Genomic DNA, 23178 nt, shown 5'->3' on the forward strand with positions numbered 1-23178 from the left:
AGCCACCTGTTATAAAAAATACTGGTTGACTTGACTTGGAGTTAACTCTAAATGATAGACTATGACAGGAGGTTAAGATACAAATTGTCATTCAAATCATTAACCATAACAAGAGTTGAAGGAGAAAGGAAAACGTAAGATGGGAAAACAATTAGGTTTTGGATGTATGAGATTACCGCTTCTGGACAAGAATGACCAAACATCCGTTGATAAAGAAACGGTAAACAAACTCGTTGACACCTTTTTAGAAGAAGGATTTACTTACTTTGATACCGCATACGTCTACCATAGCTACATGAGTGAGAGCATAATGAGAGAGGCTCTTGTCAAAAGACATAAACGTGATGAGTTTGAACTTGCCACAAAGCTTCCTATGAGAGATGTAAAAACTGTGGAAGACCAGGAGAAAGTCTTTAATGAGCAATTGGAAAAATGCGGTGTGGAGTATTTCGATTATTATCTTCTCCACAATCTTGGCGTTATCACCTATAAGAAGGCCTGTGAACTTGATAGTTTCGGTTTTGGAATGAATAAAAAGAAAGAGGGCAAGATCAAAAGCCTCGGGATGTCATTCCATGATTCACCCGAATTATTGGATGAGATCTTAACGGCTCACCCCGAATTAGATTTTGTGCAGTTACAGATCAATTATATTGACTGGGAAAATCCAAGCATTCAATCAAGAAGGTGTTATGAGGTCGCTAGAAAGCATAATAAGCCGATAATCGTCATGGAGCCATGTAAAGGCGGCTCACTTGCCTTAGTACCGGAAAAAGCAGAAAAGGTAATGAACGAATACAATCCTAAGGCTTCTGTTCCATCGTGGGCAATCCGATTTGCTGCCAGTCAGGAGGGAGTCTTTATGGTACTAAGCGGAATGAATAGTATCGAACAGGTTATGGATAACACTTCCTATATGGCAGACTTCAAACCTTTGAACGAAGAAGAGTACAACGTTATCAATCAGGTAACCGAGACGATCAACGAAAATACAGCAATTCCTTGTACAATCTGTAGATATTGTGAAAAAGGCTGTCCGAAAAAGATTGCTATCCCGGATTATTTTGCCTTGTATAACAGTACTAAACGTGCTACGACAAATAACTTTTCGAGTCAGTTTGTCTATTATTTGAATCTTGCGGCGAATCATGGCAGGGCAAGTGATTGTATTGGCTGTAAGGAATGCGAAAAAGCGTGTCCACAGCATTTGAAGATCACAGAGCACCTAAAAGATGTTTCTGCTGTCTTTGACGTACAACTTCAGTTTCCGACAAGAAAGGAATAAGGCAGCGAATCATAGATCGCTCTGAGGACCACTTCAGTTTAAAATGAATTATTTAAATGCGGATATAATATGTAAAATCGCGTACCATAGATTTCATAGTTTCAGCGTCTAAAATAAGGATATTAAAGAACAATTGGAGGACCGGGGCGATAGCCTCGGTTTTTTAAAGCGCACTTTAAAAAATACGTTTTCATTTTAATAACTCGGGATGGATTTATTTATTAACAAAAAAATTTTTTTATGTACATAAGGAAGACAGATACGATTAAAGAGACTAAACTAAAAAATGTTATTATTCTGACCGAATAAAAGTTATGTAAGAAAGGGGCGTCTTTTTGTTCAACTCATGCAAATTGTGCTAATCCCCAATTGGGAAAACCAGTAAGTGTCCTTGTTTCTTTACCAATCTTTCATTAAGTTGAAAGTGTAAATATTCACAAAAACATGTGAAAGTTTTAACTTGTTGAAAAATTCTAACTATTAAAAAGAGCTGGGATGATTGATTTACTAATTTTCAAAGGTTTACAAAAAAGAAGAGAGTTACAAAAAGGTGGTAGAACACATGGCAAGCAAAGCAGGGCAAGTAAAAAAATTGTCCAGACGTTCTTTCCTCAAATTTGTTGGAGGAGCAAGTTTAACTGGTGTTACACTAAGCTTGGCGGGATGCGGCGAAGTGGCTACAGCCGATAGTGCTGCCGGTGGAAAAGGTTGGATGCCGGCTCAATACAATGCACCAGGCAGCTGGCCAACCAATGTTCGCGGCCGGGTTCCCATTGATCCGCTAAATCCTTCAATTGTCCGAGACGACCAAAAGTGTATTCTTTGTGGACAATGTCTTGAAGTATGTGAGAAAGTTCAATCTGTGTTTGGTAATTATGAGCTGCCAATTAAAAATGAATTTGTTTGTGTCAATTGCGGACAGTGTACCCAATGGTGTCCTTCGGGAGCAATAACAGAACGAGATGAAACCGATAAAGTCTTTAAAGCACTTGCAGATCCGAAAGTCACAGTTGTCGTCCAGACTGCGCCTGCAACACGTATTGGTCTTGGTGAAGAATTTGGCATGCCTGTTGGAACGAATGTTCAGGGCAAACAAGTTGCAGCCTTAAGAAAATTAGGTTTTGATGTAATATTTGATACGAACTTCACTGCTGACTTGACAATTATGGAAGAGGGAACAGAACTTGTTAAACGGGTTCAAGGCGAATTGAAAAAGCCTCTGCCTCAACTTACCTCATGTTGCCCTGGTTGGGTTAAGTTTGTCGAATATTTTTATCCTGAACTTATTCCTAATTTATCATCAGCGAAGTCTCCTATGCAGATGGAAGGAACTCTGATGAAAACCTATTATGCTGAAATGAAGAAGGTAGATCCCCAAAAGATCTTTTCAGTAGCTATCATGCCTTGTACAGCTAAGAAATTTGAATGTCAGCGTCCTGAAATGGTTTCGGCTCAGAAAGAACTAAAAGACAAAAACGTTACACCTGATGTTGATGTTGTTCTAACAACCAGAGAACTTGCCAGAATGATCAAGAGAGCTGGTATCGATTTTGCTAATCTGCCTGATGGTCAGTATGATCAGCTGATGGGTACCGGCACAGGTGCAGGAGCAATCTTTGGTACCACCGGCGGTGTCATGGAAGCTGCAGCTCGTTCTGCTTATTATCTTGTAACTGGGCAACAGCCGCCTTCAGCACTTTGGGATCTAACACCTGTAAGAGGAATGCAGGGTGTAAAAGATGCGACAATCAATATTCCTGGGATTGGAAATATGAGAGTTGCTGTAATTTCCGGTTTGGCTAATGCCAGAAAGGTTATGGATCAAATTAAAGCGGGTAATGCTCCGTGGGATTTCATTGAAGTAATGGCTTGTCCCGGGGGCTGCGAATATGGCGGCGGACAACCGCGTGCATCTGCTCCTCCTTCTGATGACGTTCGAAATAGACGTGCTGCATCGTTATATCAAATTGATGCTAATGCAAAACTTCGCAACAGTTACGATAATCCTCAAATCAAGGAAGTCTATGCAGATTTCTTAACCGCTCCGATGAGCGAAAAAGCAGAGGAACTGCTGCATACCACTTATATTTCCCGGGCTTCAGAATTTATTGCTAAAAAATCAGAGAATATGTAGGAGGTGAAAGAAGATGTCAAAAGGAATACTGGTAGATATACCCAAATGTATCGGCTGTGAAAGCTGTTCGGTCGCCTGCAAATTGTGGAATGAACTGGGATGGGATCCACAGGAAAAAAACAAAACGGCTGAAGACAGAGCCAAGGAACCTAACAAAGGCTTATGGCCTGATGAATGGACGTCAATAAATCGTTATGATGTGAAGAAAAACGGCTCGCCTGTCGGACGATACGTGAAAACACAATGTTTACATTGTGTAGATCCTGCATGTGCCTCAGCTTGTTTCTCAAAAGCATTAAAGAAGCTTCCTGAGGGACCGGTTGTTTATGATCAGAAGCTGTGCGTTGGCTGCCGTTATTGTATGATGGCCTGCCCATTTGACATATTGAGATACGAATGGAAAAAAGCTATTCCCGGAGTAAGCAAATGTCAGATGTGTCCATCACGAGTTACCAATAATCAGGAAACGGCATGCACCTCAGTATGCCCGACAGGAGCTATTACCTTTGGGGATAGAGATCAATTACTGGCCGAAGCTAAAAAAAGAATCAAAGCTAATGGTTATGTCGACCGAGTTTTTGGTGAAAAAGAAGCAGGTGGAACATCCTGGCTGTATATTTCAGACGTGCCGTTTGAACAGTTGAGATTCAGGACGGATGTAACCACCAAGTCTCTGCCTTCTTACACAGAAGGATATATGAAACTTACACCTTTTGTTGGAGGTACCTGGGCAGCTGTCTTAGCAGGATTATATATTTATAACAATAAAAATAAGGAACCTTTGGAGTAATCTGAGAAATTAAAAATGAATGGAGGGGATATTATGGATATGGTCACCACGTTCGAAAAAGAACCAGGAAAAAAACATCACAGTCTCAGATGGAGATTTAGATTAACCCCCATGAGATTAGTGTTTCTAGCCATAGCGGTCGCAGCCATAGCCGTAATCCTGGTGCGTTTTATCTTTGGCTTAGGAGCTACTACCAATCTTAATGACCAATGGCCTTGGGGGCTGTGGATTGCTTTTGATGTACTGTTAGGGGTAGCTCTGGCAGGCGGCGGATATGGAACATGCCTTATAGTATACGTTTTACGCCGGGATAAGTTTTATCCAATAGCAAGAAGTACCATGTTGACCTCATTATTAGGTTATATTGTCGTCGTACTTGGTTTGTTAATTGAAGTAGGACAGTGGTTCAACTTCTGGAGACCCTATGTATCATGGGGACATACCAGCGTTTTGTTTGAAGTTTTCTGGTGCGTTTCCTGTTATACAGTGATTCAAATCTTAGAATTTTGTGAAGTAGCAACAGAGAAAGTGTTTAAAGGCTTACACAAATTCCTTAAAAAAGCAATGCCTGTATTGCTGATCGTTGGTATTACTTTGCCCACACTGCACCAATCATCACTGGGTGAACTGTTTTACATAATGGTTGGTAAAGAGAATCCGCTTTGGTGGTCGGTCTTACTGCCGCCGTTCTTCTTGTTATCATCATTTTTTGTCGGAGCAGGCATGATTGTTATTGAGAGTAGTCTAGCCGGAAAGGCATTTAATCACAAAGTTGAAATCCCTGTTCTCAGAGGGCTGGTCAGAATTTCAGGCGGAGCAATGATCTTATATCTAATCTTAAAGATCGTGGATATGGCTGTTAAAGGTACTTTTGCCAATGCTTTTGCTTTTGATCTGCCTAGTATTATGTTCCTCACCGAGCTGATCTTTGGTGTTACAATCCCCATAATTATAGCCTTCAGTTCCTTGTCCAGTACGCGGAAAGGATTACTGTGGTTTGGTATACTGGATGTTGCCGGAGTAATCTTGAACAGATTTGACGTCGTGTTCACGGGAATGGCAAAATATCTGAACCAACACGGCGGTCACTATTTCCCTGCTTGGACCGAGTTTATTGTCAGCTTAGGATTAGTCTCTATAGCTTGTTTAGCATATCTGTTCATCGTTGAAAACTTCAATATTATTGAACATCGTGGAACAGAAGCCGTTGAAGGTACTACGACTGAAAATGGTGATTATGCCGTCACTGCAAAATAATCGCCTTGAGCTTCAGTCAAAGTCGAACTATTGATTATACTGATATTGCTCATTTTAAGATGCAGTTAAATTAGGGGTTGCTGAACAACCCCTAATTTAATGCATAAATCATTGCAGAAAAGAGGTGTTTAAAGATGAATAATAGTCGAATAGTATTTAATTACAATAATTGTCTCAATAGTAAAAAAGCTTCAGTTAATATTTGTCGTTTGTGTATCGACTCCTGTCCTCATCAAGCTATTTCCTTATATTTTGAACTTGAGGCCAAACGCTGTACAGAATGCGGCATTTGTATGACCGTCTGTCCAAGCGATGGGTTTGTCTTCCGCAGCTTCGATAAGCTCTATGAATATATTCAAAATTCAGAGGAAATTATTTTAAACTGTCCGCAAGCAGTTCCAGCGGGTCACGAAATTCCTTGTCTGGGAATTATTGATCGCGATTTATGGATGACTCTCATGATATATGCTCGAGAGAAGGAAGTGAAGATATTCACCGGGGCATGTGGAGATTGTCCCGATAAAAAAGCTTGTGGGACAAGCGTGCAAATTTTTAATGAACTGCATACTGCCTGGAAAGATCATCCTCATCTATGGATTAAAGTCGCGCCTGATGAAATCCATAACGAGGAAATGAGTTGGCGGGACGTTGGCCGCGAGAGATTCGAAGCAATCTTTGCGAAGACCAATTCTGATGAAATGTATCTTATTCCAAAAACAAGAAAGTTCTTGGACGAAACCTGGAAATCCAGAACGTCTGAGGTTCATGCACTCCCGCTGCCGGTTATAAATGTAAGTGAAAATTGTTCAGATTGTGGGGAATGTCCAACGATTTGTCCTCAAGGAGCTTTGACGAAAAGGGAAGATGCTGAACAACTGTCTTTGATTTATGAACCCATTAAATGTGTCCGCTGTCAGCGATGTATTGATATATGTTCCTCTAAAGCATTAAGTATGGAAGTTAAATCGATAACTTATCGTTTACTGGCGGGTAAAATTCTGATACACCATGGAAAGCGACGGTTTTGCTCCCGGTGTGGCAAGCGAGTATTTGACAGCTTAGAGCCGCCATTGTGTATCGATTGTTTGTCACAACCTGTTGCAGCGATTGATATTAGTCAGTGAGATAAATTAACTTTCTGCGAACAGCTTTGCAGCACCAAGATACTGATTTTCATACCTGTTAAACCTGAACTCCTGATAAGTCTCTTTCTTAGGAGCTTTTTTTATCCAGTTTTTAATGCCCTCACTTCTATAAATGAGGGTGGGTCCTTCGTAAACTTCAGGAGGGATAGAGTCCTCCTTCGATGTATACGATTCCAATCCTTTTAAAATAAAGCATTAAATTTTAGGGATTTGAGATATATTTAAAGGGAAATTTAATTCTTTGTCGAAAAATATATGGTTACTGTTATATATTATATAGTAGACAGAAAGGGTGATAAACAATTGGAAAATGTCTTGGAAAAGAAATATGGTCTTTTGACCGCAATCGCAATGGTTATCGGTATTGTCATTGGCAGTGGTGTGTTCTTTAAAGCGGAAAAGATTCTCGTTGCAACGGGCGGCAACCTTCCCCTGGGAATATTGGCCTGGGTTATAGGCGGTATCATTATGGTCGTCTGCGCTTATGTTTTTGCAATTATGGCGACGCGATACGAGAAAGTGAATGGTCTTGTTGATTACGCTGAAGTTGCGCTCGGGAGTAAGTATGGATATTTTGTCGGATGGTTTATGGCAACGATCTATTATCCTACGCTTACCTCAGTTCTGGCTTGGGTTTCTGCGAGATATGCCTGTGTTCTCTTAGGCTGGAATATCACAGGTGGAGAAGCTATGTCAATTTCGGGCTTTTTTCTCGTTGCAAGCTATGCTTTAAATGCTCTCTCACCAAAACTTGCCGGTAAATTCCAGGTCTCCACGACAGTAATTAAAATTATTCCTTTGGTTCTAATGGCTCTCTTTGGAACGATCGTTGGTCTTAAAAACGGAATTTTAATAAGTAATTTTACAAGTGGTCCCATCGCTAAGGTTACAACCAGCAATCCTTTATTTACCGCAGTCGTCGCTACTGCCTTCGCTTACGAAGGATGGATTATTGCGACGAGTATTAATGCCGAGCTTAAAAATGCCAAAAAGAACTTACCTATAGCTCTTACCTTTGGAACAATCTTCGTGGTCTTACTTTATATATTATATTATACGGGTCTTGCAGGCGCTGTAAGCAACAGTGTTATGATGAAAGGCGGCGAACAGGGCGCGAAATTAGCGTTCGCCACTGTTTTCTCAAACGCCGGCGGTGTTGTTCTTTTTGTTTTTGTTGTTATTTCTTGTCTCGGAACACTAAACGGTCTGATGCTAGGCTGTACACGCGGTTTGTATTCTTTGGCCGCCAGAAATATGGGGCCAAAGCCTGAAGTTCTTAAAAGTATTGACCCAAATACGAATATGCCGACAAACTCTTCAATTTTTGGTCTTTTGCTAAGTGCTGCCTGGCTTCTTTATTTCTTTGGCGCAAATTTGGTGCCGGTCTCCTGGTTTGGCCCCTTTAGCTTTGATAGCTCTGAACTACCCATTGTTACGATTTATGCAATGTATATTCCGATTTTCGTCATGATGATGGCGAAGGAAAAATCCCTCGGCTTTTTTAAACGCTTCTTTATGCCGTCACTCGCAGTATTAGCTTGCATCTTTATGGTGATTGCTGCATGTTATGCTCATAGCAAGGAAATTCCCTATTATCTTATTATTTTCGCAGTAATTATGGTTATTGGAATGATTGTTAATAAGAAAGAAAAGTAAATATATGTAAATGGTTACAACCTTTATGTTTTAATTCAAAAATTAAAGCATTATTATGACTAGTAAGGGCCTTGTTTCTTAAGGAAAATTTATTCCTAGGAGCAAGGCTCTTGTATTTAAAATGTTTAAAATGTCATTGTAGCTCTCCTGCAGCCGACATTGTTAACTTTGTTTATCACCATAGATTTACCATAAAACACGAGTATTTGACCTGATTGGATTATAATTTTCGCCATTTTTTGTACATCTGAAGTATTATAATAATTAGATAGAAGTTAATATAACAATAATTCAGAGGAAAGGTGGTATTTTATCTAAAGCATCTCAATCTTCAGAGAGATTTCGAGTTGATCTTTATAATGTAATAGCAATTCGTTAAGGACAACTAAATTAAACAAATTGAAAGAAATTTTGAGCAAATTAATCGATATTTTCTGAAGAGAAAGGAATCATTTTTATAATGAGTTTCAGAAAAAAATCAAGTATTACACAAAGAATTTTCTTTTTGACTTCAGCAATTCTATTTGGTTTAATTACATTTGTAATTATAATAACAAGCTATAGAACAGCAAAAATAAGACAATTGGAATATGAAAGACAGTTATACATAGTCTCTTCTATACTGGGAAGCCGATTGAATCAGTCTTATGATAATATATTACGTGCCAAAGGAGCACTGAATAAACCTGTCGAAGAGGAGGTGCGAGTTTTAAATACTGTACTTCAACCAATTGTGGATGATGTCTTAAAAGACTATCCGTCACTCGGTGCAGGTTTTTATTCAATAAAATTGGATCATAATCTTGCGATTGAACCGAATTTTAGCTCGGATAAGCTTATATCCATATCACATAGTCAGCCATTCTTTGTAGTTTATGAAACAGGAAAACCGATTTTAACAAAAGTAAGTTCTTCAGTGTCGTGGGGAAGTCCTATTTTGAACTATACTAGTCCTGTTTTTGATAAAAATGGAATTATTATTGGTCATACGTGGGTTAATGTAAATTTACACGATATGTACGTAGAAATTATTACTAATGCTATCGAAATATTAATTGTCGGATTATTTATCATGGGAGGTATATTAGTCGTATTAAGAAAACTATTTACTCAATTAAGTAAAGAAGTTAGTAATTTTGCTTTCGAAATTGTATCTGAAAAACCTAATTTGGATCTTCAATTGCTGCCTGAGTTAAACCCAGTCTATTCTAAAATAAAAGAATATGTTAATGAAAAACAGTCGATTCTAGATAGCATGACAGATTGTTTTTTCGCGATTAATGAAAATTGGCAAATTTCATTTGTAAATTCAGCTGCCGAAAGTATTTTCGGTAGATCACGTAACGAGTTGTTAGGTAAGAAGTTAACCGAGGTATTTGAGGTTAATCAAATAGCCATGGAGAATTATCAACATGTGATGATACAAAAAGAGACTGTTCATTTTGAGGTAATTTCTGAAAACTTGGGCAACAAGTGGTTAGAGATAAGTGCATACCCGGTACAACACGGACTAACATGTTATTTTCGGGATATTACCAGCCGTAAGGTTGGGGAGAAGGAAATTGCCAGACTAGACCGTTTAAACCTTGTTGGTCAAATGGCAGCAGGAATTGGACATGAGATTAGAAACCCGATGACGACTGTTAGGGGTTATCTGCAATTACTAGAAGAAAAACCAGAATATAGTTCTCAAAAACAAATCTTTGAGTTAATGATTTCAGAACTTGATCGAGCTAATTCAATAATATCTGAATTTCTATCACTTGCCAGAACAAAACAGACTAAACTAGAGCTTCAGAATCTAAACGATGTTCTTTTTAGCTTGTATCCTTTATTAGAAGCCGATACATTTAATCAGAATAAACAAATTGAATATATCCCAGGCGATATTCCAAATCTGTTACTTAATAAGAAGGAAATTACACAGATGGTTCTAAATCTAGTACGTAATGGCCTTGAAGCAATGAAGGATCGAGGGAGGTTGAAGATTAGGACGTTTTTAAAAGGGAATCAAGTTGTATTTACTGTCGAAGATGAGGGAAGCGGTATTCCCAAAGACGATTTAACTAAGGTGGGAACTCCTTTCTTCACGACCAAGGAACATGGTACAGGACTTGGATTAGCAACATGTTTTAAAATAGCCGAAACCCATAAAGCTAAGATAGATATTGATACTGGGCCACAAGGTACGAAATTTATTATATCTTTTTCCGTTCCAACTGAGACAAGAGGACTAGAGCAAAGCGTCGTATAACAGAAGTCAGGTAAAATGAGCAGCAGGCTATCATCTTTTACGGATGATAGCCTGCTCTGTATTTCTAGAAGATAACGCCTAAAGCAATTAGAATTAACGTTGCTATAGCGATAATTCCTACGCCTAGACAGCGACCAACACCATAGCCTGTGGCCGGAGCGCAGCATGCTCCGCCAACACCGTAACCACTCATACCATATCCACCCATACCATATCCGTACATTATTTTATCTCCTTTCAGAATTAAAATACGATACCCATTGCTATAAGCAGAAGAATAATTACAACAACGATAGCAATTCCTGCACCAAATCCTGTTCCACAACCACCAGCAAAACCTGTTCCTAATGCCATTATTATTTCCTCCTTTACCAGTTACACCATAAGATATGATGCTCTTGGAAAAAATGGAAATTGTCTACTAATAAATAATACAATCGGTTTTAAAATAAAGTCCTCTACAGAGTTCTTTGATACTACGTTAGTTGTGATGGTAAAAAAGATGTCGTCTTCACGACAATAATAATGTCATGAAGCTAACATCTTTTTGGTCACATGTCAGACATATGGGGGTATAATATCTTGTTATAATATACACAAGCTTAAGATATTACAAAAGGAGGTTGATGCCCGGGTAGATGGATAGGATTTTAACTAGTCTGCGAAGTTTAGGGGAAGAGCAAATTTGTCCTAAAAAGTGAGGTGTTTTTATGTTGGCTGGGTTTGGAATTATTGATAAAGTATTACACCCTCACCGTAAAAAACAAGATAAACTAATGGCCAGGATGGTAGAATACCGAGAATTAGCTTCTTTAGCTTATGAACATGATAACAAGGACATGTACACGCTGCTGCAAAGGGAACTAAACGAGATGTTCTGTGAATACTTGGCTTGGTCTTTTCTTGACGGCATTGGTGTTCTGATCCCCCACTTCTTTATCATGGGATTCATAAGTTTATGGCTGCCGTACTTTACGTTGCCCTTTACTTTACCCGTGATCGGCAATCAGGTCTCTGTGATTGTTTGGTATCCGTTAGTAATGATTGCTTACTATGTTGGTCGCCGGTTGCTGCGCAAGTTTTCCGGCAGTGTTCAGGCTCATCCTGTAACTCGATAAGCAGGATAAGAATTTTTGGAGGTGCAAAGAAATGTTCTTTCATATTGCGGGTGTTACAGTAAACCCTATCGTCGTTATTATCTGGATGGCATTTGTCGGATTCGTATTTTCGACCATTGGAGCAGCTGGCGGGATTTTGGCCGGTGTAGGACACATAACTATCTTTGGAATGAAAAAAGCTAATGTAATTAAACCTATGAACCAGATTCTCACGTTGGTTAGCCCAATCATCTCTACGCCATTATATTTGCGTGAAAGACGCCTCGTAATTCCCGCAGCTGTAAGTTTAGGAGTGGGCGGTATCATCGGAGCATTGCTTGGTTCTTGGCTTTCCCACACTTATCTAAAGGAAATGGCCTCTTATCAGCCGGTCTTTGGTTTGATCACCTTCGTTATTGCTGGCCGTATGTGGTATGAAATGACTCCAAAATTCCGGGAAAAACAACAAAAAGTAAAAAAGGCAACTAAAGCATTTGAAGCAAAAGTTAAAGAGCTGAAAGCAGCCGGAAAAATGAGCGAGATTAAGGAAATTGGCGTTAACTTCAGCGAAATGGGCATCAAAAACACCTTTACCTTTGCCGGAGAAACTTTCCGTTATAATACAATTGCTCCTTTCCTGGCTGGAGTTTTTGTTGCCATTATCTCAGCTGCGCTCGGCGTTGGGGGCGGATTCCTTCTCGTACCATTCCTGAGCAGTGCTCTTGGTTTCCCAATGTTCATCGTTGCAGGTACATCAACCATGTCCATCGTAATTTCCTCTCTGACTAGTATTAGTAATTATCTCCGTATGGGAAGCAAACTGGATTTACCGATGGTTGGCTTTGAATTAATCGGCATTCTGGTTGGATCTTACCTCGGTCCTATTCTTTCTAAGTATATCAAAGGTATTTACCTTAAAGGCTTTTTGGCTGTAGTACTCACATACATCGGTATTGGTTATGTATTTGGCCCAACGATCCTGCACACTTTTGGGTTCAGAATTATTTAATCTTACCCCAGTAAACCAAGAAGGTTATATAATTAGAGAAGATTATAATATGTTTGAGAAGTTTCTGCTTCTAGTTTGAAAGGAGAAGATTAAATTGTCGAATGCCAATACAGATATGACCTATGTGCAAGCTCAGGAATTGTTTGAACGCCTGTTAAAACTTGATTATCATCCTGTGGCGATTAAGTTTTTTAAATCTGAAGAGGAAGCCAATAAATATCCTGCTGAAAAAAAGGCAGCTGCCAAAATGACATTCTGTCAGTTTACAGCGGCTTCCCGTATGGCCAATTACGTTTTAAAAGGTAATAACAACAATATTTTATGCGAAAATTGTCTGACCAGTTTTGGTTATACAGCTCCATCTGATGAAGAAGCTAAAGGTCATTTCAAATATGTCGTTGACGATGAATATGCCAAAGAAGTAATGCTCAGTAAGCCACGTATGCCGATGGGGGAAGTAAAGGAATTTATGACTGCTCCGCTGGCCAAAACCCCGGTTGAACCTGATGTCGTTATGTTTGTCTGCAATCCGTTGCAAGCTTATCATATTCTGAATGATTTCGTTGGTGCTTTTCATGTACATCCGCTTCAATTCAATTATACCGTTAATTCCGCTGTTTGCGGAGGTTCAGTATGGTCCTATCTTAATCACAAACCTAATATGAATACGATGTGTTCCGGAAGTTATACTTCTGGAAAAACGGAAAAAGGGGAAGTCAATGTTTTTATCCCGGGCGACCAAATACTTGATGTAGCACGTCAATTAGCCCATCGCACGGAAGTTATGGGAGGTGCATCCTTCCCTTATAACGGTAATGAATGGCCCGGACTAGATGCTTGCAAAAAATGTCCGATGATACGCTTTAAAGACGTAGAATAGGATAACGCCAAAAGATATTAAGGGAATTATTACAATTTCAAAAGAGACTTAGATAGTTAATTAATAGTTTATCACTAGCAATGTAGGCCGTGAAGAAAAATTTCTTTGCGGCCTTATTAAAAATATTAAATATTGTAGTCAGATTATAATGTAAGGGGCTCTGGACGTATCAGGAGATATTCGTTTTCAAAATTAGATTATATTATTTTAGCACTTAGTATTAGCCGTATCAGAAAAAATTTAAGGGTGTAAATCGGCAGAACCAGCCGATTTACACCCTTCATGATTATTTTGACCATTTATCCAATCGCAAGACCACTTCTACAAGTGGGAGTGGTTCCCATCCCCTGCTTCGGTGGGGGGAGAGTCCCACCGAAGCCCCGATGTTTAGCTTTAGCTGAACGAGGTCACTGGTTACCTATCATAATCGTTTACTTAGAATAATAGTTGATTAAGCATCCGCTAAGAATGATTTCTCTTTCCTCTTTGGTTAGATTGGTCAACATCAATTCTATAGCGCGATTTCCTTGGGGGCTGATAACTTGAACAGGGAAAATTTCATCTCCGTTCATTAACTTTTCTTTGACATTGGGGATGAAGATGAGATCGTCAACTCCAAAACCAATTTGATCAGGATTACGCAGTGTAAAAGACAGTATGCCCCAGTTGATTAAGTTACTGCGATAACGCTTAGTGGCATATTCTGCAGCAATATTGGCCCAACCGCCTAAAACCTTCTGGCAAGAAGCGGCTTGTTCTCTGGCCGAACCATCTCCAGGTTTTACCGCGAAAATGGTTGTACCAATTCCTGTTTCTTTAAGAACTTCCTCCGCTTTTTCTAAAGGAAGGCTTGTTAAGAAAGCACAAAGTTCTTTTAATGAAGGGGAAAGAAGTGAGGTATCATTGGAAACATAGTTTTGACGTTCCAACTCAACTTTTTGAACCCCTTTAGCTCTTTCAACATATTGGGGGTCTTTTCGCGATAACGTGAATTCGGCAAGTTTCAGCGGATTTGAACGATAGGAGGACGTCTCGCCGGATGGAATTAGCTCATCAGTCGTTGTGACCGGATCGTTAATCACACAAGCCACCTTTAACAGCAGATTCTTCGGCAGGGCGATCATCTTTGGCCACTCAGCAATATTGGGCCCGAATTTTAATCCTTTTTCCGGCTGCGGTTGACTGAATCCGTTATAGACCCTATTAGCGTAAATTTTACGGTCGAAGCTATAAGGCAAATTGGCTGGGGCAAAATCAAGGTCAGTCGCAGGTGTTAAATATCCTCCGTTAACAGCTGTTGCAGCAATAGACCGGGCATCCATCAGGGCAACTGAGGAAAGCTGTCCATCACCGGGTTTTGATCCTTCACGATTGGGGAAGTTACGAGTTGCATGTCTTATACTAAGATTACCGTTAGCCGGTACGTCACCCGCGCCAAAACATGGTCCGCAAAAGGCAGTTTTTATAATAGCTCCGGCAGTCATTAATTTGGCCATCGTTCCGTTTTTGACCAATTCAAGATAGATTGGCTGGCTTGCCGGATAGACACTTAAGGACAAGCTGTCATTTCCTAAAGAATGATTTTCCACGATTGAGGCAACGTCAACAAGGTTTTCATAAGAACCGCCTGCACATCCGGCAACAATGGCTTGGTCAACTTTTAATCTGCCGTTGTCAATATTCTTCGTCAGGTTAAACTGTAATGACGGGTTATCGATTTGTTTCTGGCCTTCTTCTTCAACAACTCGTAAGATATCAGAGAGGTTTTGGTTTAATTCAGCGATGCTATACACATTACTTGGATGAAATGGCAAAGCTATCATGGGGACGACTTTGTCCAGATCGACAATAATTGCTCCGTCGTAGTAAGCTATTTCTCCCGGTTCCAGCTTAGCATAAGATTCGGCACGTCCATGGATGGCAAAGTATTCTTTGACCTTGTCATCTGTAGTCCAAATTGAACTTAAGCAAGCAGTTTCTGTTGTCATAACATCAATGCCGTTTCTGAAATCCATCGATAAATTCTCAATCCCCGGACCAACAAATTCCAGGACCTTATTTTTGACGAAACCACGCTTAAATACGGCACCGATAATAGCAAGGGCAATATCCTGCGGGCCTACACCCGGTCTGGGTTTGCCTTTCATATATATAGCAATAATTTCAGGATAAGTTAGATCATAGGTTTTTTCTAAGATCTGTTTAACTAATTCCGGGCCGCCTTCACCAATCCCCATCGTCCCCAGGGCACCATATCTAGTGTGACTGTCTGATCCGAGAATCATAGTTCCGCAGCGGGTCATTGTTTCTCTTACATATTGATGAATGACGGCCTGATGAGCGGGAACATAGATGCCGCCATATTTTTGGGCCGCTGATAGCCCGAAAACATGATCGTCCTCATTAATCGTTCCCCCAACTGCACACAGGCTGTTATGGCAATTGGTTAAAGCATATGGTATCGGAAACTTGGTTAGTCCGCTGGCACGAGCGGTCTGAATGATTCCTACATAGGTAATATCATGTGAAGCCAGAGCGTCGAAGCGAATTTTTATCGTTTTATTGTCACCAGAAGTGTTGTGTTGTGAAAGTATTTTATACGCGATAGTATTTTTACGAGCACTTTGAGGTTCCAAGTTTCGATCAGCTATAGCGGCATTTTCTTTTTCTAACAAATCTTTTCCTTTTAAAAGATATGTTCCATGGTTAATAATACGAATCATAAATCCTCCTAAGAATAAAAAGTATAGACTTTCGGTAGTCTCGAGTTAAATAACATGAGGCAGATTGAAACATCAATCTTAAATCTTTGAATTATTTCGAATCACGTTAAAAATCGATCTAGAAATACACTTAATAAAGAGTCGCAAAGATTAACTTCTTTGTATCACCTCAATAGTCCATTCTAGTTTTTCTTTCTGATTATATCATTTATTTTACTAAACCTAAGTAGTGCTAAGAGAATTATACAGTATTATTTTGCTAGCTTAAAATTGAGTAATTTGTTTAAACTTTGCTTTGGCATTTTTAAAGTTTAAAGATAATATTGGGGGACCCACTCTCACTTACAAGAAGTGGGAGTCTTACGATTGAATAAAAAAATCCAGATATAATATCCGGATTGATATGTCATTAGTATTTTTTCCTTGGATAGACGTCTAGGCACTTTGAAATTGAAACCTTAGTAGTAGAGGCATGGAGTTATATCTTAAGCTATTATTTACATAAATTAATTTGTAGTGTAAAATACACTATACTGTAAAAAACATTAATGTAAAGAGAGATGCTGATCTATGAGCAAAAAAGAGTATGCCCCACGGCATGCCCCGGCGTTTATCTTGCTTTTTTTAGCTGGAAAATCAGATTACGGAGGATCTCTTCTGGCTGCTATGAAACGAGAAATGCCACATTTTTTAGGAGACAGTGCCATGATTTACCGTACTTTACGTGCCCTTGAAGGTGAAGGATGCATTGAATCACGCTGGGATGTTCATGACGCTGGTCAGCCGAAGAGGTTTTATTTCATTACAGTTAAAGGATGGGAACGACTCGAAGACTATTTTAAAGATATAAAAATGCGCATGGACAATTTTCAGTTTTTTTTCGAGGCATATCAAACTCTTCTTCAGAACACCGATTCTGCAGATGAGTAATATGGGACAGATCTAGAGAGGAGTAATTCATATGGAGGAGAAGAGATCAGTTACTTCAAGTCATTCTATCGGGAGGACACTCGTTTTTACTGTTAGTCATATGATTAATGACACTTACCCCAATCTATATCCGGTGTTATTGCCGGCTTTGATGGCCCAACTTAGTTTTAATACCGCTGCGGCAGGTCTGATCAGCACTGTTTCTGCGCTAAGTGCCCAACTGCTTCAACCGTTGATGGGGTATTGGGCGGACCGATCCGGCGGCAGAAAATTTGTCGTTGGGGGACTTGCCTTAGGGAGTACTTTGGCTGCATTTGCCTTTGGATGGGCTCCATCTTATGTTATGCTGCTTTTCTTATTGCTTATCAGTGGCCTAGGCAATGCAGCGTTTCATCCGCATGCATCCGCTCTCGTAAGTGATATCACCGGCAAACGTAAAGGATTCGGAATGAGTCTGTTCATGATCGGGGGGAATTTTGGCCGTGCTATTGCTCCATTTTTAGCAAGTACTGCTTTCCTTCTGGGAGGCCGGCGCGGACTTTTCTTTGTTGCAGTTCCTGGTCTGCTTATGGCATTAGTCATGTTTTGGGCAATGTCACCGCCTCCAGCACCTAAGCCGCGCCAAGGTAAGGTTTTAACTCCGGAATTTAAGCTTGGTTTGCACAAGGCCGGCAGTCTCCTGGTGGTTGTTGCCCTGCGCAATATGACCTCATTGACGACCTTGACCCTAGTTCCTATACTTTGGCACTCTTTAGGCTATAAGCTTACAGATACAGCCACACTCTTATCACTATTATTTATGGCTGGAAGCTTCGGAAATGTTGCTGGGGGGGCATTATCGGATATTATTGGTCCTAAACCGGTATTAATTGCCTCGGCGCTCCTTTCCTGTCTTTGGCTGTTGCTGTTCTTAAATGTGCATACTTTGTTTCTCTCCTTTGTCTTAGTGGCGCTTCTGGGTGCCTCACTATATTCTACCAGTTCAGTGGTTATGGTTTTTGGCCAAGCCCTTTTTCCGGAAAATAAAGGCATGGCTTCAGGATTGACTTTGGGGATCGGAAATACATTAGGAACTTTTGGGGTGGCCCTGATGGGTTTAATAGCTGACCATTATTCGGCAACCATTGGCCTTTATGTTTCCGCTTTTGCTGTCCTTTTCAGTATTCCCTTTGTGATTCGTTTAAAGACTAATTTTAATGCTGAGTGATTAAGATTACAGGGTTTTCACTAGTTTTTCTACCAAAGGATAGAGCTGTTTGTCTTCATGATTAAGGCGAATTCTTAAGCGGGAGATTATGGAACGCGTTTCATTAACAAACTGGGTAATGTTCTTTCTGATATGAGCACTTGAAATATAGTTTGCCTTATAGTTTGCAAAGGATAAAGCAATGTTTGCCATTTCTTCATTAAACAAATTTACAGTTGTTTTTAGGCGCTCATCTTCTGAAGCTTTTAAGGAGGGGTAAAGATAATCATCTTCCGACTTAAGATGGATCGACAGCTTTCCTGCCAGTGTACCAATTTTTAGAGATATTTCAAACGATTTAGCGGTTACGTCCTGAAGCAATAGATTTTCAATTTCATTAATTAACTGAGTTATTTCGTGATGTTGTCTCTTGAGATTATCGAGGTTCATAGCTAGTGCACTCCTTTATATGCAAAATTGTTTAATTCACTGTTATGTATTCGACTGACCTATTTCAGGCCTATATCTATAGAAAGCTTATAAAACTGATTTATAGATGTATCCAACTCCTGACTTAATTTTATAACTTCGGGATTGAGGAGCCCCTTTCTTCGTCTCACTTCACTTGTTAGCTGTTTGCGTAGGTTCTCAATAACAATGATTAGTTTTTTAAATTCCTTGCTTGAATCATAGTTTGATTGATACATTACGTTCACCTCTATAGTAACTATAACTTGTCAAGGGAAAATAAACTGTGACTGGAATCTCTGAGCTAAGTGATATACATCATTAGTATCTGTGATTCATATCACGAAAGAGGGGTGAAATCTGGAGTGGGGGTAAATAGCCAAAGGCGTTCTCGCTAAACTACTGAGTGAAGTGAGAACGCCTTTATCCAGTTTTTAAGGCCCCCACTTCTTGTAAGTGGGGGGTGGTCCTTCGAGTTCACGGCCTGATGCGGATATGTTGCAGATTATTTACCTTTCGGAGCGTGGCGAGAAATTTGCCTATGACTGCGATAAATAATATAGCTGCGTTTGAAATATTCTAAAGGGACGCTCCAGACATGGACCAAACGAGTAAATGGCCATAATCCAAAAAGAGCGAAGGCTAAGATGATATGGAGCCGGAAGAAAAGAGGCACTGTTTTCATAAGCGATGGGTCTGGGGCAAAGACCAGCAGCCCTCGCAACCAAGGAGCCACCGTTTCGCGATAGTTAAAGTCGCTTTTGGCTAAAAGATTGAAGCCTAAGGTGTTGTAAACTCCCATCGCGATAATCAGCAACAAAAGAATAGCCACTATAATGTCGGTAAAACTACTGGTTAGGCGTACGCGCTTAACGGTCAAACGACGAAGAGAAAGGAGAACAATACCTATAAGAGTAATTACCCCGGCTGCGCCGCCGGTAGTAATAGCACTGGCGTGAAAGATTTTTTCCGAAATACCTATACTGTCCGTAAATGTTTTAGGGATTAATAAGCCGGCAACATGTCCGCCGAAAACCAGTAATACTCCGACATGAAATAAGATGCTGCCCCACTTAAGGTAGTTCTTTTCTAAAAACTCACTTGATTTTGCAGTCCACCCTAATTGGTCGGTATTATAACGATATATATGTCCCGAAACGAAAAGGGCTAACATCAAGTAAGGAAAAATAACCCACCAAAATTGATTCCACAAGTCAATACACCTCCTTGCTTTAATCCATAGTTGGAAATAGAGCCTTCAATAAGCAGATATAGGGACTATTGGCTTCATCTAAGCTTTGTTTTAAACGTTCCAAAGCAGGTCTAAAGCGAGCCAGAAGATTTTGCGATTCTTTCGGGGACAAGGAGCAATACTCTAAAACAAGGGGAAGGTAATCAGGAAGCTCCTTATCGGTCATTAACAATCCGGCGCCGGCATAGAATCCTTTCAGATCAGCCATAACTTGTCCGCGTTGCCGCTCATCGAGGGCAGACGTGAGATAAAGATTGACCTTTTCATGGAAGTCAAAGAGGTTTATATAGTCATCTATAATTGTCTGTCGTTCTTTCTGCTCCATGATTCCCATAAACTCCTGAAGAAAAAGAGCAGCTTCTGTGTTTTCCAGAGCAGAGGTTTCGCTTAAGATATCAAAGTCTAACCATTCTTCCGGATAACTGAAGAGAAGCGAGAGGATTTGAAATAGACGTTGGTTGCTATTCAGCTGATTGTTATTCATTAGAGGTACCTCTGAATGAGAAGAAGTCGCTGTTAAGGCCAGAATCTTTATCTGTACTGCAGGTTGAGCAGTCTTGGGCAAAGGAATATCCGGTTGTTCCTTGTTCAGCATAGAGATCGTCAAATTGTTCTCTATGTGCCGTAGGAATCACAAAACGGTCTGAGTATTTGGCGATGGCTAATAAATGATAAAGAGATTGCATTCCGCTTTCCGTTATCCCTAATTCGGCCGGAATTTGCAGCTTTTGTTCCCTATTGACATGAAGGTTACGCATATATTGACGCAAGGCCGTCATTTTTTTAAGCACCAAGCTGATTACTTCACGGTTCCCGGCGGTCAGTAAATTGGCTAAATAATCGAGGGGGATGCGCATTTGGTCAATGGCTGGGAAAATATCCTGCGCACTATTTCCTTCAAAAGCCCGCATAATGGGACTTAAAGGAGGAATATACCAGACCATGGGCAACGTCCGATATTCGGGATGGAGGGGTAAGGCTATGCCATGCTCAATCGCTAATTGGTAGATCGGTGATTTTTGGGCAGCCGCCAGCCAATCGTCACTGATGCCGTCCTTTTGAGCTTGAGTAATGACCTTGGGATCCCTGGGGTCTAAAAACAAACTCAAATGATTTTTGTAGAGGTCTGTCTCATCTGAGGAAGCGGTCTCCTGGATACGGTCGGCATCATAAAGAAGCACTCCGACATAACGTACCCGTCCTGAGCAAGTTTCGGAACATACGGTAGGCAGTCCGGCTTCTAAGCGTGGAAAACAAAGGGTGCATTTTTCGGCTTTTTGGGTTTTCCAGTTAAAGTACACCTTTTTGTACGGGCAGCCGGACATGCAGAAGCGCCAGCCCCGGCAGGCTTCTTGATCTACGAGAATGATTCCGTCTTCGTCCCGTTTGTAAATGGCGCCGGAGGGGCAGGAGGCGACACAGGCCGGATTTAGACAATGCTCACAGAGACGCGGCAAATGCAGCATAAAGGTTTCTTCGAAGGTAAAGCGGATCTTTTCTTGAAGTGTTTTGAGGTTAACGTCCTTTTTACCTGTAATTTGGGCACCGGCCAGATCATCTTCCCAGTTTGGTCCCCAGGTTAATTCCATGGTTTCGCCGGTAATTAACGATTGAGGCCGGGCAATGGGCTGGTGTTTTCGGCTGGGGCTATTGGTTAAATTCTCATAGTTATAGGTCCATGGTTCATAATAATCATCTAAAACCGGAAGATCAGGGTTATGAAAAATGTTTAAGAGTTTCGTAAGCTTATTTCCGGCCTTCAACTCTAAGCTGCCGTTATTTTTTCTGACCCAGCCGCCCCGGTACTTATCTTGATTTTCCCATTCGCGCGGGTAACCAATGCCCGGTTTAGTTTCCACATTATTGAACCAGGTGTACTCAGTTCCCGGACGATTGGTCCAGGTATTTTTGCAGGTTACACTGCAAGTATGGCAGCCGATACATTTATCCAAATTGATGACCATGGCAATTTGCGCTTTAATCTTCAAGCCAGGACACCTCCTCAAGTTTACGAATAACGACTTTCAGATCCCGTTGATTGCCGGTGGGTCCGTAATAGTTGAAACCATAACTAAACTGGGCGTAACCGCCGATGACGTGGGTCGGTTTCAGATGAATCCGCGTCGGACTGTTATGCGTTCCGCCGCGTTCGTGACTGAGGGGTGAACCCGGTGTGTTTAAGGTCTTATCCTGAGCATGGTACATATACGTTGTCCCACGAGGAATGCGGTGACTAACGACAGCTCGGGCTACCACGACGCCGTTGCGGTTAAATAATTCGATCCAGTCGTTGTCCTTGACATCAATGGTGTCGGCATCTTCGTTATTGAGCCAAACCGTTGGGCCTCCGCGAAACAGAGTTTGCATGATGAGAGAATCGCCGTACATACTATGGATATTCCATTTTCCATGGGGGGTCAAATAACGTAATTGCAATGTTTTAGCAGAGACATCGGGAGCTTGCTCATGAGCAGCGAAGGCCAGATTGGGCAGTGCCGGTTTAAAGATAGGCAATCCTTCGCCATATTCCAGCATGATTTCATGGTCGGTATAGAAGTGCTGGCGTCCCGTCAGCGTTCGAAACGGCACCAAGCGCTCAATATTCGTAGTAAAAGGTGAATACCTGCGTTTTCCTTGGGTGTTGCCGCTGAAAATGGGGGAAGAGATGACTTCCTTCGGTTGAGCTGTGATACTTGCCAAGTTAAAACGTTCTCCGGCGCGGTCCGCGACAATGTCCTGCAGGGAGAGACCTGTTTTTGCTTCTTCAGCCTGCCAAGCTCGCAAGGCTAATGTTCCGTTAGTAGCACTGGACAGTGCCAGAATGGTTTCAACGGTCTGACGGTCAAATTCCAGACAAGGCCGTCCGGAAGCGACCCCATCTCTCTGGATAGTTCCATTGATTTTCTTGAGCTCTTCATACATGCCCTGGGAGGAATAGAATAAACCATGGGCTCCCAGGGGATTTTTCTCGGCCAAAGGTCCGAGAGAAATAAACTTGTCATAGATTTGCGGGTAATCCCTTTCTACAATCAGGAATTTCGGCATGGTCTGACCGGGTATGGCTTCAATCTCGCCTTTCTTCCAATCTCTCACCTTGCCGAAGGGCTGGGCA

19 protein-coding genes are annotated in these 23178 nt (G+C 40.9%); 12 read left to right on the forward strand and 7 right to left on the reverse strand.

From position 1 onward, the window contains the following. Window positions 1–139: 139 nt before the first annotated feature. The 7 genes from B5771_RS20615 (at window position 140) to B5771_RS20650 (ending at window position 10521) form a co-directional block, all read left to right on the forward strand. Window positions 140–1285 carry an aldo/keto reductase gene (locus B5771_RS20615; RefSeq protein WP_088189202.1) on the forward strand — a complete coding sequence of 382 codons (1146 nt, stop codon included), beginning with the start codon at window positions 140–142 and terminating at the stop codon, window positions 1283–1285. 562 nt (window positions 1286–1847) lie between these two features. Further along, a complete protein-coding gene (locus tag B5771_RS20620; protein ID WP_088189203.1) occupies window positions 1848–3419 on the forward strand; it encodes a [FeFe] hydrogenase, group A in 1572 nt (523 codons plus the stop codon). Window positions 3420–3432: 13 nt separating this feature from the next. After that, window positions 3433–4209 carry a 4Fe-4S dicluster domain-containing protein gene (locus tag B5771_RS20625; protein WP_088189204.1) on the forward strand — a complete coding sequence of 259 codons (777 nt, stop codon included), beginning with the start codon at window positions 3433–3435 and terminating at the stop codon, window positions 4207–4209. Window positions 4210–4242: 33 nt separating this feature from the next. Next, on the forward strand, window positions 4243–5466 hold the full coding sequence (nrfD, locus tag B5771_RS20630; RefSeq protein ID WP_088189205.1) for an NrfD/PsrC family molybdoenzyme membrane anchor subunit: 1224 nt from the start codon (window positions 4243–4245) through the stop codon (window positions 5464–5466). Between the two features lie 134 nt (window positions 5467–5600). Next, the gene (locus tag B5771_RS20635) at window positions 5601–6590 is read left to right on the forward strand and encodes a (4Fe-4S)-binding protein (RefSeq protein WP_088189206.1); all 990 of its coding nucleotides are present in this window, start codon (window positions 5601–5603) and stop codon (window positions 6588–6590) included. A 324-nt stretch (window positions 6591–6914) separates the two neighbouring features. Then, window positions 6915–8267 (forward strand): APC family permease, encoded by a 1353-nt coding sequence (locus B5771_RS20645; RefSeq protein ID WP_088189318.1) that lies wholly within the window; start codon window positions 6915–6917, stop codon window positions 8265–8267. Window positions 8268–8727: 460 nt separating this feature from the next. Then, the gene (locus B5771_RS20650; protein ID WP_088189208.1) at window positions 8728–10521 is read left to right on the forward strand and encodes an ATP-binding protein; all 1794 of its coding nucleotides are present in this window, start codon (window positions 8728–8730) and stop codon (window positions 10519–10521) included. A 64-nt stretch (window positions 10522–10585) separates the two neighbouring features. Here B5771_RS20650 and B5771_RS24415 read toward each other — a convergent pair whose 3' ends face one another. Next, window positions 10586–10744: a hypothetical protein gene (locus B5771_RS24415; protein ID WP_172408330.1), complete on the reverse strand. Its 159-nt coding sequence runs from the start codon at window positions 10742–10744 to the stop codon at window positions 10586–10588. 487 nt (window positions 10745–11231) lie between these two features. Here B5771_RS24415 and B5771_RS20655 point away from each other — a divergent pair, with 487 nt between their 5' ends. The 3 genes from B5771_RS20655 (at window position 11232) to B5771_RS20665 (ending at window position 13507) form a co-directional block, all read left to right on the forward strand. After that, on the forward strand, window positions 11232–11639 hold the full coding sequence (locus B5771_RS20655) for a hypothetical protein (protein WP_088189209.1): 408 nt from the start codon (window positions 11232–11234) through the stop codon (window positions 11637–11639). A gap of 31 nt (window positions 11640–11670) precedes the next feature. Beyond that, window positions 11671–12627, forward strand: a complete 957-nt coding sequence (locus B5771_RS20660) for a sulfite exporter TauE/SafE family protein (RefSeq protein WP_088189210.1) — start codon at window positions 11671–11673, stop codon at window positions 12625–12627. A 94-nt stretch (window positions 12628–12721) separates the two neighbouring features. Next, entirely contained in the window at window positions 12722–13507 is a 786-nt protein-coding gene (locus tag B5771_RS20665; RefSeq protein ID WP_242966914.1) for a DUF169 domain-containing protein, read from the forward strand. Window positions 13508–13938: 431 nt separating this feature from the next. On the opposite strand, the gene B5771_RS20670 is transcribed toward B5771_RS20665, so the two are convergent. Further along, complete coding sequence (locus tag B5771_RS20670; protein WP_088189211.1) at window positions 13939–16230, reverse strand: hydratase; 2292 nt, start codon at window positions 16228–16230, stop codon at window positions 13939–13941. Window positions 16231–16800: 570 nt separating this feature from the next. Between B5771_RS20670 and B5771_RS20675 the strand changes: the two genes are divergently transcribed. Beyond that, entirely contained in the window at window positions 16801–17160 is a 360-nt protein-coding gene (locus tag B5771_RS20675; protein ID WP_088189212.1) for a PadR family transcriptional regulator, read from the forward strand. A 31-nt stretch (window positions 17161–17191) separates the two neighbouring features. After that, a complete protein-coding gene (locus B5771_RS20680) occupies window positions 17192–18367 on the forward strand; it encodes an MFS transporter (RefSeq protein WP_088189213.1) in 1176 nt (391 codons plus the stop codon). A 6-nt stretch (window positions 18368–18373) separates the two neighbouring features. Here B5771_RS20680 and B5771_RS20685 read toward each other — a convergent pair whose 3' ends face one another. From B5771_RS20685 to B5771_RS25235, 5 genes are all read right to left on the reverse strand, one after another. After that, on the reverse strand, window positions 18374–18796 hold the full coding sequence (locus B5771_RS20685; RefSeq protein WP_088189214.1) for a hemerythrin domain-containing protein: 423 nt from the start codon (window positions 18794–18796) through the stop codon (window positions 18374–18376). A gap of 523 nt (window positions 18797–19319) precedes the next feature. Further along, a complete protein-coding gene (gene narI, locus B5771_RS20695) occupies window positions 19320–20027 on the reverse strand; it encodes a respiratory nitrate reductase subunit gamma (RefSeq protein WP_088189216.1) in 708 nt (235 codons plus the stop codon). A 19-nt stretch (window positions 20028–20046) separates the two neighbouring features. Further along, window positions 20047–20550 carry a nitrate reductase molybdenum cofactor assembly chaperone gene (gene narJ / locus B5771_RS20700; RefSeq protein WP_172408331.1) on the reverse strand — a complete coding sequence of 168 codons (504 nt, stop codon included), beginning with the start codon at window positions 20548–20550 and terminating at the stop codon, window positions 20047–20049. Continuing rightward, window positions 20543–22054: a nitrate reductase subunit beta gene (gene narH / locus B5771_RS20705; protein WP_088189218.1), complete on the reverse strand. Its 1512-nt coding sequence runs from the start codon at window positions 22052–22054 to the stop codon at window positions 20543–20545. Before narH ends, narJ begins: the two co-directional genes overlap by 8 nt. Continuing rightward, complete coding sequence (locus B5771_RS25235) at window positions 22044–23159, reverse strand: nitrate reductase subunit alpha (RefSeq protein WP_172408332.1); 1116 nt, start codon at window positions 23157–23159, stop codon at window positions 22044–22046. Before B5771_RS25235 ends, narH begins: the two co-directional genes overlap by 11 nt. Window positions 23160–23178 lie beyond the last annotated feature (19 nt).

The sequence above is a fragment of the Desulfosporosinus sp. FKA genome, assembly GCF_002196785.1.
Taxonomy (GTDB): Bacteria; Bacillota; Desulfitobacteriia; order Desulfitobacteriales; family Desulfitobacteriaceae; genus Desulfosporosinus; species Desulfosporosinus acididurans.

What these genes read in the sequence shown, in the direction of transcription:
- B5771_RS20615 (WP_088189202.1), top strand. Translation starts at nt 140, where the DNA reads ATGGGAAAACAATTAGGTTTTGGATGTATGAGATTACCGCTTCTGGAC.
- B5771_RS20620 (WP_088189203.1), top strand. Translation starts at nt 1,848, where the DNA reads ATGGCAAGCAAAGCAGGGCAAGTAAAAAAATTGTCCAGACGTTCTTTC.
- B5771_RS20625 (WP_088189204.1), top strand. Translation starts at nt 3,433, where the DNA reads ATGTCAAAAGGAATACTGGTAGATATACCCAAATGTATCGGCTGTGAA.
- nrfD (WP_088189205.1), top strand. Translation starts at nt 4,243, where the DNA reads ATGGATATGGTCACCACGTTCGAAAAAGAACCAGGAAAAAAACATCAC.
- B5771_RS20635 (WP_088189206.1), top strand. Translation starts at nt 5,601, where the DNA reads ATGAATAATAGTCGAATAGTATTTAATTACAATAATTGTCTCAATAGT.
- B5771_RS20650 (WP_088189208.1), top strand. Translation starts at nt 8,728, where the DNA reads ATGAGTTTCAGAAAAAAATCAAGTATTACACAAAGAATTTTCTTTTTG.
- B5771_RS24415 (WP_172408330.1), bottom strand. Translation starts at nt 10,744, where the DNA reads ATGTACGGATATGGTATGGGTGGATATGGTATGAGTGGTTACGGTGTT.
- B5771_RS20655 (WP_088189209.1), top strand. Translation starts at nt 11,232, where the DNA reads ATGTTGGCTGGGTTTGGAATTATTGATAAAGTATTACACCCTCACCGT.
- B5771_RS20660 (WP_088189210.1), top strand. Translation starts at nt 11,671, where the DNA reads ATGTTCTTTCATATTGCGGGTGTTACAGTAAACCCTATCGTCGTTATT.
- B5771_RS20670 (WP_088189211.1), bottom strand. Translation starts at nt 16,230, where the DNA reads ATGATTCGTATTATTAACCATGGAACATATCTTTTAAAAGGAAAAGAT.
- B5771_RS20675 (WP_088189212.1), top strand. Translation starts at nt 16,801, where the DNA reads ATGAGCAAAAAAGAGTATGCCCCACGGCATGCCCCGGCGTTTATCTTG.
- B5771_RS20680 (WP_088189213.1), top strand. Translation starts at nt 17,192, where the DNA reads ATGGAGGAGAAGAGATCAGTTACTTCAAGTCATTCTATCGGGAGGACA.
- B5771_RS20685 (WP_088189214.1), bottom strand. Translation starts at nt 18,796, where the DNA reads ATGAACCTCGATAATCTCAAGAGACAACATCACGAAATAACTCAGTTA.
- narJ (WP_172408331.1), bottom strand. Translation starts at nt 20,550, where the DNA reads ATGAATAACAATCAGCTGAATAGCAACCAACGTCTATTTCAAATCCTC.